The sequence below is a fragment of the Bdellovibrio reynosensis genome (assembly GCF_022814725.1).
GTDB lineage: Bacteria > Bdellovibrionota > Bdellovibrionia > Bdellovibrionales > Bdellovibrionaceae > Bdellovibrio > Bdellovibrio reynosensis.
The window spans coordinates 713,736-725,938 of sequence record NZ_CP093442.1; the positions used below are offsets into that span (position 1 = coordinate 713,736).

Annotated in this window: 10 protein-coding genes; 4 read left to right on the forward strand and 6 right to left on the reverse strand. The window is 40.8% G+C overall.

The features are described 5' to 3' along the window. Positions 1–74: 74 nt before the first annotated feature. The 4 genes from MNR06_RS03295 to MNR06_RS03310 all read left to right on the forward strand — a co-directional run bounded on the left by MNR06_RS03295 (position 75) and on the right by MNR06_RS03310 (position 4,472). Positions 75–761: a YjjG family noncanonical pyrimidine nucleotidase gene (locus MNR06_RS03295; RefSeq protein ID WP_243538597.1), complete on the forward strand. Its 687-nt coding sequence runs from the start codon at positions 75–77 to the stop codon at positions 759–761. Positions 762–837: 76 nt separating this feature from the next. Beyond that, positions 838–1,350, forward strand: a complete 513-nt coding sequence (locus MNR06_RS03300) for a GNAT family N-acetyltransferase (RefSeq protein ID WP_243538598.1) — start codon at positions 838–840, stop codon at positions 1,348–1,350. 864 nt (positions 1,351–2,214) lie between these two features. Continuing rightward, a complete protein-coding gene (msrB, locus tag MNR06_RS03305; protein WP_243538599.1) occupies positions 2,215–2,736 on the forward strand; it encodes a peptide-methionine (R)-S-oxide reductase MsrB in 522 nt (173 codons plus the stop codon). A gap of 8 nt (positions 2,737–2,744) precedes the next feature. Next, positions 2,745–4,472 (forward strand): cytochrome c biogenesis protein DipZ, encoded by a 1,728-nt coding sequence (locus tag MNR06_RS03310; RefSeq protein ID WP_243538600.1) that lies wholly within the window; start codon positions 2,745–2,747, stop codon positions 4,470–4,472. Here MNR06_RS03310 and MNR06_RS03315 read toward each other — a convergent pair whose 3' ends face one another. The 6 genes from MNR06_RS03315 to MNR06_RS03340 all read right to left on the reverse strand — a co-directional run bounded on the left by MNR06_RS03315 (position 4,473) and on the right by MNR06_RS03340 (position 12,184). Beyond that, positions 4,473–6,020 carry a hypothetical protein gene (locus MNR06_RS03315; protein ID WP_243538601.1) on the reverse strand — a complete coding sequence of 516 codons (1,548 nt, stop codon included), beginning with the start codon at positions 6,018–6,020 and terminating at the stop codon, positions 4,473–4,475. Continuing rightward, positions 5,999–8,344: a hypothetical protein gene (locus MNR06_RS03320; RefSeq protein WP_243538602.1), complete on the reverse strand. Its 2,346-nt coding sequence runs from the start codon at positions 8,342–8,344 to the stop codon at positions 5,999–6,001. The genes MNR06_RS03315 and MNR06_RS03320 overlap by 22 nt, the downstream gene beginning before the upstream one ends. Positions 8,345–8,524: 180 nt before the next feature. Then, positions 8,525–8,926, reverse strand: a complete 402-nt coding sequence (locus MNR06_RS03325; RefSeq protein ID WP_243538603.1) for a hypothetical protein — start codon at positions 8,924–8,926, stop codon at positions 8,525–8,527. 3 nt (positions 8,927–8,929) lie between these two features. Continuing rightward, positions 8,930–10,084, reverse strand: coding sequence for an outer membrane protein assembly factor BamB family protein (locus MNR06_RS03330; RefSeq protein ID WP_243538604.1), 1,155 nt, complete (start codon positions 10,082–10,084; stop codon positions 8,930–8,932). A 15-nt stretch (positions 10,085–10,099) separates the two neighbouring features. After that, the gene (locus MNR06_RS03335) at positions 10,100–10,906 is read right to left on the reverse strand and encodes a tetratricopeptide repeat protein (protein WP_243538605.1); all 807 of its coding nucleotides are present in this window, start codon (positions 10,904–10,906) and stop codon (positions 10,100–10,102) included. 162 nt (positions 10,907–11,068) lie between these two features. Continuing rightward, on the reverse strand, positions 11,069–12,184 hold the full coding sequence (locus MNR06_RS03340; protein WP_256461060.1) for a Glu/Leu/Phe/Val dehydrogenase dimerization domain-containing protein: 1,116 nt from the start codon (positions 12,182–12,184) through the stop codon (positions 11,069–11,071). Between the last annotated feature and the right edge of the window lie 19 nt (positions 12,185–12,203).

Below are 12,203 nucleotides of genomic sequence, written 5' to 3' on the forward strand. Positions count from 1 at the left end.
CTTGGTCTAGTTAAAAGCTAGAAACGGGGAGTGCCCCATTCTTTTTCTAGGTTTTCTAGTAGCATAAATACTTCATGAAATACGATCTGTTCTTATTTGATTTAGACGATACTTTATTAGACTTCAAAGCCTCGGAACGTAAGTCCCTTTCATTGGCCTTACAAAGTCTAGGAGTTGCAATCAATGACCCAATGTTTGAACTTTATCAAAGTGAAAACCGCAAACTGTGGAATCAGTTTGAAAAAGGCCTGACGACAAAAGAACATCTTAAAGTCGAAAGATTCCGTAAGATCTTTGAAGCTTTCAAAGTAGAAGCAGATCCAACCCTGGCAAATGAACGCTATCAAGACGCCTTATCTGAAACCGTTGTGCTTATCGATTATTCAGTTGAGATCTGCCAATGGCTTTCCAAGCGTGGTGAAATTGGCATTATCACGAACGGTATTCACGCCACCCAAATTCGCCGGATTAAAAATTCGCCTATTTCTTCTTACATAAGTTTTATTAGTGTGTCTGAAGAATGCGGGTACGCAAAACCGGATGTTCGTTTTTTTGAATACAGCGCCAAGATGGCGAAGGATTTTAAAAAGCATACATCCTTGGTGATTGGTGACCGCATCGAAACGGATATTGAAGGCGCCCATAATTTTGGCGTCGCTAGCTGCTGGTTTAACCCAGGTAAGATAGCTTTAGAAACCACTCTTAAACCTTATTACGAAATTTCCCATCTTTCCGAGATTGAAAAAATCGTCATCGCTTAATTCAGTCTAGCTTAAAAAATGAAACGGGGAGTGCATAGCACTTCCCTATTTGATAAAAAATGCTGATAATCTTGTTATGAACTTAATTTTGCGCGAATTGACCCCTCAAGATGAATCCGCTTTTTTTCAAGGTATGAACGAATGGCAAGGTGAACAAATCACTTGGTACACATTTGCTTACAAGCCTGGGATGAATTACGGGGACATGTTAGAAGTTCTACGTAAAGAAAAAGCTGGCATTGAGATAGCTGCCGATAAAGTTCCGCACACCATGCTTTATGCATTTGTTGATGGCGAAATTGTCGGCCGAGTCAGCGTGAGACATAGATTAAACGATCATCTTTTACAACGTGGTGGTCATATCGGATATTCAGTGGCACCAAGATTTAGAAAAAACCAATATGCTAGCGAGATGGTGAAACAAGTTATGCCCTACTTACGAAGTCTAGGTTTAGAAAAGATCTTAATCACATGCGCGGATACAAATATTCCTTCGTGGAAGATTATTGAAAAACTAGGTGCTGAATTAGAAAATAAAATCAGGGATGATAAAGGTGAGTTGATCCGTCGATATTGGTTAAAAATCTAAGATAAACGGGCCCGCGAACAGGACTGTAAATTCTTCTGATAAGTTATATTATGTAACAATGGGTATTGGACAGGATTTGATTTCAACCGTTTATAGCTATTAAATCCAATATATTAGCTCTTACTTATTTATTTATTAAGATCTTAGATTATCAGGCTTATTGAATCACCGAGTTTCAACATATTTCTAGACTCTAATTCTGCAAAGCTTTTTGGTGCCCCATTTTTTATCCCATCTTTTAGAACATTAAATATACCTACCAAAATCATCGTTATTTCGCTGCTTCTAAAATCCTTTATATTCGATCGTTTTAATAAGCCATCTAAAACCCAGCATAATGATTCGTTTGTATGTTTAAAGGCCGTTTAAAGAGGCTTTTTTATGGATATTTAAGATGAATCATTTTGGTTAAATAATTTGTATCAATTAGTTTTTAGATCTTTTCAGGATCAATATTTGAAACTTTAAATCCGCAAAGAATTTGGGATTCTCAAAAACTTTTTATATAAGTTTAGGCAAAAAAATAATTAGCAAAATCAATGAAAAATGAAATTAGAAACTAGAAAGTTAATTTTCAAAAGATTCAGCTCAAAGAAAACTAAGAAAAATTAATAGAAATCACAGGATAAAATATTTCGTTAAATCTGAAATCCTGAGGTCTTCAAAAAACTATATTCCGAATGAAACATAAAAAATATCTAAACTTACTAGACTTAGGATCATAATAAGCACCCTTGAAATATGCTTATGCACATTGACAGCCGCTTTAAACCCAACGAACTCCCATCCAATTATAAAATATTCTGTGCAGGTTTTTTGAAGCTAAACCTTTCCGGCAAAGTCGGAGCTTCCATTGGAGGAGTTATGAAAAAGGCAGGATTTTTATCACTACTTATACCCTTTATGCTCTCCCCGGCTTTTGCTAAGGATTTTTCCGCTTATAGAAAGCCTTCTCAAGAAGAGTTAAAAAAAGTTCTTACTGAGTCCCAATACAATGTGACTCAAAAAGACTCTACAGAATTGCCCTATAAGAATGAATACTGGAACCACCATCAAGATGGAATCTATGTTGATGTTGTTTCTGGCGAGCCTTTATTTAGCTCATTAGATAAGTATGATTCCGGAACTGGCTGGCCCAGCTTCACAAAACCTATTCATGATGCCGCCATTACGACAAAAAAAGATCATAAACTTTTTTTCGAACGCATCGAAGTCCGCAGTCGATATGCTGACTCTCATTTAGGGCATGTTTTTGATGACGGACCAGAGCCTTCAGGTCTTCGATATTGTATGAACTCTGCATCGCTTAAATTTATTCCAGCTTCGCAATTGGAAGTGCAAGGATACGGTGAATATACGCACTTGTTTAAGGTGAAAGGTAATTAGGGGTTATTATGTTACTTTTTATTCTATCTTATCTTGGTGGGCTTTTAACTATTTTAAGTCCCTGCATTTTACCGGTGCTTCCCTTTGTCTTCGCAAAAGCAGATCAACCATTCAGAAAAAGTGGTTTGCCGTTACTGGTTGGTATGGCTTTAACATTTGCCGCGTTTTCAGGTCTAGCAGTTCTAGGTGGTATTTGGGCAGTACAATTGAATCAATGGGGACGCTGGCTTGCGATTATTCTTTTAACCATCTTTGGTCTGTCGCTGATATTTCCGCAATTCTTTGAACGATTCTATGAACCTTTTAATAAGCTTGGTGCAAAATTAACAACGTCTGTTGGCAAAGAACCCAGCGTTTTTCATTCTGTCGTCTTAGGTGCTGCCACAGGACTACTGTGGGCTCCATGCGCCGGTCCTATTCTAGGTTTAATTCTTACAGGTGCGGCAACTCAAGAATCTCCTATGGAATCTGTATGGTTTTTATTCGCCTATGCTTTGGGGGCAGCGACGTCATTGATGTTAGCGCTTGTTGCTGGCGGAAAATTTTTGAACTCCATGAAAAAAACTTTACCTATGGAACGCAAAATAAAAGCGGGTCTAGGTGTTGCTGTATTAGCGGGTGTAGTGATTATCGTTTTTAATTTAGATAGAACTATCTTAACGCAAATTTCAAAGCTTCAAACTGAGAAATGGGAAAGCTATTTAGTTGAAGTTTTTAGACCAGCTAAGCCACTATCAAAATCTCAAGGTGGTGAGACTTCAGAACTAATAAGTCGAATCACCCCGAATCTACAAGGGGGAACCAAATGGTTCAACTCCCCGACTCTCGTTTTAGGAGAACTTCGCGGCAAAGTCGTGCTCATCGATTTTTGGACCTATTCATGTATCAACTGTTTAAGAACTCTTCCTTACATAAAAGCGTGGCACGAAAAGTACAAAGACATGGGACTTGTTATTATTGGTGTGCACACACCTGAATTTGCCTTTGAAAAAGACCCTTTAAATGTCGCAAAAGCCATAGAGGATTTAAAAATCACTTATCCTGTCGTGATGGATAACGATTATCAGATTTGGAATACCTTCGAAAATAACTACTGGCCCGCGCATTATTTTATCGATCGCAAAGGAGTGATTCGCGCCTATCATCATGGTGAAGGAAAGTATGAGGCTTCAGAGAAAGTTATTCAGGACCTTTTAAAAGAAGACGGTTCCGAGGAAATGGACTCTAAGCTTGTGCAAGTGGAAGCTAAAGGTGTCGCGGCCCCCGCACAATTTAAAGACATTAAAACCCCAGAGACTTATGTTGGCTTCAGACGCGCCGAGAATCGCCGCTTGCAGCCTTATTTAAAACAAAATCAGGAAGAAACATATGTTCCGGTATCACCTATTTATTCAAACGAATGGACCATGGCCGGAACTTGGTTGATTGAAGAAGACAGTGCTCTTTTAACCAAACCTGGGGGAAGAATACATTTTAAATATCACGCGCGGGATTTACATCTTGTCCTCGGACCGAAAGAGCCCGGCGCAAAAATCCGTTTTAAAGTGACCATTGATGGAAAACCACCCGGCAAAGATCGTGGTTTAGATGTGGATGCCAATGGTTTTGGAACTGTCACCGAAAACAGACTTTATCAATTGATCCGACAAAGCCCAGAAAAAGAGGTGAAAGAAAGAACCTTTGAAATCGAATTCCTGGATTCTGGAGTTCAGGCCTTTGCTTTCACCTTCGGGTAATTAGAAAATTTTAGAGCAGCTCATAGCAGAAAATGACTTTACTTTATTCATCTCTGCTAAGAACTCATAACCATCTGCTGCGTAACGTTTTTTAAATGCTTCGCCGGGTTCATTTAAATTGTAGTGAACACCTGTCTTAGCAGTGATTTCTTTTACAAATGTCTCTAAATCACTCAAAGTCCTAGATCCTTCTTCGTACTTGATGATCTCATCAGGAAAGATTATCAGTGGAGCAAGCAATTCGATTTCAGTTCCATACATAGATGGAAGATTCGGAACTAGACGTCTTGAATCCATTTTTACTGCTAACAATCCGCCACCAGGTGAAACCACTCGTTCATCACCAACGATCTTTACTTTATCCTTCCCAATGAAACCATAGGCAACACCTGGATCATAAGTGAATGACAAGAAGCTTGAAGCTACAGGATCACGAGCGTGCTGAGTCATTTGATCTGTCATTTTACCGCTGCGGAATTTACTTCCGAACAACTCAAAACCATGGTCACCATTTTTTTCTCTGTTTGTAACTAGCGATCTTAAGCGACGAGTGTAATTTCCTTGGTTTTTTGTAAGAACTGTCGACATAAATCCATAAACTTCACCGTGGGCTGTTTGGCGACGCTGAATTTTATCCGTGTCATAACTAACACCACGGAAGGCCACAGTTGTTTTATCTTTACTTGGGTTTTCAATAGCGTCTAACCACATTTTCCAAGTATTAGCTTCAACAGGTTCCATCAAAGCCCATGGTAAATAGGCCTCTAGCATTTTACGAACGCCTTTACGATCGTTTTTAAGAATCAAATCGTTCAGCTTTTCTTCCATTGCTTCGTATTTATCTAAAGCTTGGGTTTCTTTTTTCCAGCTATCTAATTCTTTTTGCTGCTTTTTAGCTAGTTTTGTTGCTTCTGCTTCAAGTGCTGGAAGTTGCGTCTCAAGTTCGGCACGAATTTCAGCGACAATATTAGAACTCACACCAAGGTCTTGAATAAATTGCGGTTTCAAGGAAGTGGATTTTAAAAGCTCCACTTGCAGCTGAACCCAGCGAGCCTTCGCGGTGACACTTCCCATTTGTACGTTCGTTAGAAGTTCAGCAATTGCATGGGGAGATTCAACCTGACCTTTACTTTTTAGCTCTAAGTTCGCTTTAAAGCCTTTGTTATCAACATACCCATTACCGCCTGAAGTGATAATGGCGATCATAGCTAAATCTTTAATTGCTAACTTCGGATTTGCGATGGCCTTAGCATCATAACGAAGTTTGAATTTTAGGCCTTCAGCCGTATATTCCGGAATGATTTCCGTGTGCGATTCTGTTTTCACTATATCCACACGCTCTGCCATTACTGTAGATACTTTTCTTAATGGATCATTATACCAATCCATCGCCGTGAAAGTGCTTTTAGATGAAGTCGCTAAGGCTTGGATAAAATCCTTTTCAACATCAATCGCCAACGCTTTCACTGGACTTACACTTAAGCATAGTGCAAAGGCTGCGGCTGCTAGATAAGGCATTTTTGTAATTACATTAGTACGGCTTCGCATCTCATACCTCCAGCAGATTCAGTCACTTCACGGAAGCGCACGCCACCGTTTTTATCGATTTCTTTAGTTAGGCCTAGTTTCTTTAAAATGTTTTTTTCATAGTGATCAGCAAGAACTTTCTTAGAGCGTGATCCGAAGAACACAGCTTCGCGCGTTTTCTCTGCATCATAAGAAAGAACTTCGATTTGCAATTCTTTACCCATGACTGATTCAATTTTCGCAAGCTCTTGCGCGTAAGCGGCTTTTGCTTCAGTCGCTGACATATTGCCAACCATCATTTGCAACTTCAGGACTTTTTTCGGGTTCCAAGTGCCGTTCAGAAGTTCATCGCCACCTGTGATCGCAAAACTTCTGCCTGAAACTTTTTTCGCAATGATTTCAAGGGCGCCAGAGAATTTTTCTAATTTATCCATCAACATCTGACGATCAAATGAAGGTTCTGCTTTAATTAACGCTTCTAATTCAGCATCTGTTTTAAGACCTTTACGAATCGCAAGCTGAGTCAGTTGCAATTTAGAAGTCACATCGCGAGACGCTCTTAAAGAATCAATTTTATGATACATAGCTTTAACAACTGGTTCTGCTGAGATCATTTCAAAGTTTGAAACCGGAGCTTTGATGCCATTATTGATAAATAAGCTCTCTAAAAGCTTTAATTGACCGTTCTTACGCTTTCCAGAATCAGCAGCCGCTACCGCCAGGGATTCATGCTCTGAACCAACTACGTCAGAAATAAGAAGGTATGGCTGGAAGCTCACTTTAGAACCCAAGTTGTCTTTTAAGTAACCTGTCTCAAGCTCAACAAGGTCAATGCTGTTATTCCATTTTTTAAGCCATTTCTGAGTTTCATCAAAAGGAGATGTCACTTGACCTAAGGTCATGCCAGTTTTTACGAAATCAGTAGCGTATGTCGGCTTTTCTAATTCAAGCAAACGACCATCTTGAGTGTAAGTCTTAGATGGGGCAACCACGTCACCAACCTTAAGACCTTTACCGATGATTCCACCGGCAGTGCCAATGTAAACCACTTTATCATGGCCCGAGTTTTTAATAGCGCGAGCTACTGGAACAACTTCATCTCCCCACATGTTAGAGATAAATCTCCAGCGTACGATTTTTCCGTCTTTAGTTTCTAGTAAAACGTCAGAAACATCATGGCTGGGTTGTTCAGAATTAAAGATTTCATAATTTTGCGCTGTTGGGCTTGGGATCTTTTCGAATTCAGTTTTAACGATGGACGCTTTGCTTGTTACAGAGAAATAGCTGCCAGTTTCAGCCACACGTTGAGACAACTTTTGAATTTGTGTTTTGTTTTCACCCACCGCCGTGCCAACGTCAGGTTGGATTTGGCTCATCATACCTGCCATCGCAATCACGTTTCCGATTGCTGATTTCTGACCGATGACAACCATGTCTGCTTTAGGAAGGGTTTTAAATAGCTCAGAAAGACGCTCTTCTTGGGCACGGTGAACTTTGTTTGGATTTCCGTACACACGAACAGAATCATTTTTAAGTGCTGTTTGTCCTTGGTATTTTAAAATCCCAAGTTGCGCCATTAAATGTGTCACACGGTCATTTCCAGAAATGCGTGTGAAGGCATAAGAGTACTCTTTCGTGTGCGGATTAAAGACTAGGTAGATTTTGTTATAGTTTGCTGCTCTGGTTTTAACTTCGGCAATAACTTCTCTTTCTTCCTGAGAAATTCTTTGGCGGAAGTCGCGCTCAGTACCTAAATGGAATTCAATCGCTTTATGGCTTAAAGCTGCATCCCAGAAAAGCGCACGAGTGGTTTTTTCAGAGATATAGCGTTCAGCATCTAGAAGGATTGTTTTGCCATCCACTTTAGGAATAGTTCTTTTGTTAAATTGAACAGGTTCATTGTTTAAAGACGAAACCGAAGCTTCTTTTTTCAAAGAAATGGGATCAGCCTTAAAGCCTTCCATTAATTTTTTACGGAAGAAGTTATAGTTCCACTGGATATCTTGCAGAGTTAAATTTTTAAATTCAGGGAATTTTTTATGTAACACAGATAAAATCAATTCATTCCATTTATCTGGATTGTTCAGATCTTTTCCTGCGAATTGTTCTTTAGCGTAGTCTTCTGGTTCGATCTTACGAATCGCCTCAGCCGCAAGCTTTTGTTCATGCTCCATCAAATAATCTGCTAGACCGTCAGAATAAAAATCTAAGCGATCCACCGCCAGTAAGTAATCTAACTGAGCGATCTGAGATTTATGGTCTGCTGACACTTGAGCGTAAACCGGAGCACCAGTTCCACCTGTAGAGATCAAAAACGCTAACAACAGAGTATAGATTTTTCGCATAAAACACCTCAATGGACGTTAATGCAAACTCTGTGAATAACTTAAGTGGTGGAAATAACAGTGAATCTCATTCTGAGAAGGGGATTAAAATCAAAGATTGTCACTGCCCTGTCAGGCCCCGTGACGTATCAATTTGAGAATAAAAAAAGGGGAGCTGCTCTCCCCTAGTCGGTTCTAACTTTAGTCGTTAGTCCATTCTTTAAAGCCCGCTTTAAGAGCTACATCAAGATCTTTACGGTCGATCTCGTAAACATTGACCATTCCCGTAGGGGATCCGCAAAGTTGGATTCTCATCATCCCATCGTTTTGATTGGTGGCAGAATACACCTTGATACCTTTAAGCTCCTTTTGCATTTCAGCTGCGGGAATAGCTTTTCCCTGACCACATTGCAAAGATCCATCGGCTTTAAATACTTTCACACGATCAACGGCTGATGATGGCATAGTAGCGACCTCTGCAGATGCCGCTGATTTAGTGCTGGCATCAGTGACTGTGGTTTGTGGGGCTTTTTGCGCGCGGCAATTGCCATGGGAGCAAGCTCCAAGAATAAAGAACATAGGAACTAAGAACAAAAACTTCATTTTCTACTCCGTGAAATAAGGTTTTTTAGTCCAGCCAGCTTCGATGGCGTAAAGATTTGCTTCGCCTGAAATAAAATAAACGCGGTTGGCTTTTTCATCCACTTGAGGTGAAGAAAGAATGCCTCTGCCTGGTTCCATACCACCAAGAACAGCGCCTGAATTCATATCTAAGAACTGCAACCGACCTTGGGATTCACCGAATACTAAAGAGCCTTTATAAGTCTTTACTTGGGTAGCAATCCCATCTTTCACTTTGTAAGACCAAAGTTTTTCACCATTGGCTTTTTTAAGCGCCCAAACTTCACCATTCGTTGTAGGGAAAAACAATTTATCCCCAGCCAGGGTCACAGCACTATACCCGCCGCCGTCGATACGCCAAAGGACTTCGCCCTTATCAGCTGAAACGCTGTAAAGCTTGTCATCATAACCCGCAATATAGATTTGATTTCCATCAATCACTGGGGTCGCATCAATATCACGGAAGCGCTTATTGTTATTAAGCTGAACTTCCCAAACGGCAGATCCATTTTTTGCATTTAAGGCAACTAAGGATCCATCGGTGAAGCCGACATAAATAGTTCCATTATGAAGTGCCGCCTGACTGCCACCGCGGATTGAAAATTGGGATGTATCTTGGCGCGAATAAAGCCACAACTGACGACCTGTCGCCGCATCTAAAGCATAAAAAACGTTGTTTCCAGCTAGGAAGTAAACGATGCCTTCATCCAAAAGCGGAGTCGACAGGTTTTCAGCCTTCGTTGGGAAGGTCCATTGCACTTGGCCCGTGCTAGCTTCAATGGAATAGAAATTTCCATCGCTAGCCCCGACAAAAAGACGGTCACGGATCAAAGCAGCACTGGGTTCAGCGCCATTGGGTATATTTAAACGCCATTTTTGCTTACCGCTTTCACGTTCATAAGCAACAATACCGTCTAAACCATTTCCTTGAATCACTAATTCCCCAGCTAAAACCGGGGTCATACGATTGATTTTACGGAATCCCAAGTTGTCTTTCACTGTGGTCTGGCGAACCCAAGCGGTTCTAACTTGGTATTCACGTTTAGCATCGTTTTTAGAGCTCCAGGTTTCAAGCACACCATTGATGGTGGTGCAGCCTGTAAGCACTAATGCCGAACCAATAACCGCTAATAATTTCATTGATGGTCCTTACAACTACAGATTTTGTTTTGCTTTTAATAGGCGCAAGTATTTTTGCGCTTCTTTAGAAGCAGCGAAATCAGTGGTGCTAGCGTCTTCTTTTTTAGTCACTTCAGTGTAAAGAGCTTCCGCTTTTGCAGTGTCATTCATAGTTTCAAAGCAAAGACCCATGCGAAGTTTTGCTTCATCATGAGCAAACGCTAGACCTTTTTGTGAAGTGATAGATTCCCATTTAGAGATCGCACCTTTGCAGTCACCACGGTCTGCGTACACGTTACCCATTTGCATCCATACAAGACCAGCAAGAACGTCATTCTTATCAAGGCCTTTTTCTACTTTTTCTAAAGCAGTTAAAGCTTCAGCATTCTTTTTATAGGAAAGGTAGATATCGCTAAGGTTCACTGCCGCCATTTGCGCGGCTTTTGTTTTTGGATTTTCAGAAATGAATGATTCAAAACCACTCACCACAGTGCCATAGTCTTTTTCTAGTTCACCAGAAGCTTTTTTAGCAGGATCAAAAGCTGGAGCTGCCTTTTTATCTTTAGCTTGCGCCTGCATGATTTCAGCACGGCTAGCTTCTTCAAAACCACGTTTTTTTTCTGTGTAAGTCTTTTCAAGAAGGAAGTATTTTTCTTGAGAAGAAACTTCTTTCTTCTCTGAGAAATAATTCATCAAAGAAACGCCAACGCCAATCACGATAAATGCGCCAATAGCGCCAATCACCATTTTTGAGTGTGAAGTTGTCCAAACGAAACCTTCGCGTAAGGTTTTAGTCATTTGGTCTGGGGATTTTAAATCTTCTTTAGAAATTTTAGTGCTCAAGCTGATCCTCGTTGTGTCTAAGGCCCCGAATTTGCGGGGATTATTCCTATTATTACGACAAAGATTGTTCTTTGCCCGAGGGACCTTGTCAAGTGAAGGGGGAGTCATCAAAGCGCCATCACTCGGCGCATAAAAAAAAGGGACCTTGCGGTCCCCTTGTTTTTAACGGTTGTAAACTTCTTTTAGCGTCGTGAAAGAGCGAGAAGATTTACCTGGATGGCGCTGTTTCAAGCGGCCGATTGTGCTGATACGTTCTTCAGCCAAACGGTCAGCAGCTGTGTGCGTACCGATATTATCGCGTTTTGCGATCTCGTAAACTTTAAGGATGTTATTGTAAACGCGTTTTGTTTTTTCAAATGCGCGCTCTGGAGAATAACCTTCAAGCTCGACGAATACGTTCATCAAACCACCAGCGTTGATTACGTAGTCTGGAGCGTAAAGAATGCCCAATTCTTTCAATTGGTCACCATGACGTGCTTCAGCAAGAACGTTGTTCGCGCCACCAGCGATGATTTTGGTTTTAAGCTTAGTGATAGTTTGATCGTTTACGATCGCACCCAAAGCACATGGAGCCAGAACATCTGACTCTACAAACAAGATTTCGTCTGGAGAAACGGCTTTAGCACCGAAGGCCTCAGCGATGTTTTTAGTGCGATTCATGTCGATATCAGCCACTGTGATGATCGCGCCTTCTTCTTTAAGGTATTTTACAAGGTTAGAACCTACGTTTCCAAGACCTTGAACTGCGATGTGCAGACCTTTAAGAGCGTCTGTACCGAATTTTTCTTTGGCAGAAGCTTTGATACCCATCAATACACCGTGTGCCGTGTAAGGAGATGGATCACCTGAACCACCGAAGTCTTTAGGAATACCAGTCACCCATGGAGTTTCCATGTAGATGTGTTCCATATCTTGAACGCTAGTACCTACGTCTTCAGCTGTGATGTATTTACCATTTAAAGAGTTCACGAATTGACCGAAGGCACGGAACAATCCTTCTGATTTTTGTGATTTAGGATCGCCGATGATAACAGCTTTACCACCACCAAGGTTTAGACCCGCAGCAGCTGCTTTATAAGTCATACCCTTAGACAAACGAAGAACGTCGATCAACGCCTCGTCTTCATTTTTATAATTCCACATACGAGTACCGCCAAGCGCGGGACCCAAAGAAGTATTGTGAATAGCGATGATCGCTTTTAAACCAACATGAGGGTCGTGACAGAATACGACTTGCTCATGGTCACCATGCTTAGAAATAAGCTCAAAAGTTCCCAAAATCAGGCTCCTTCATTTT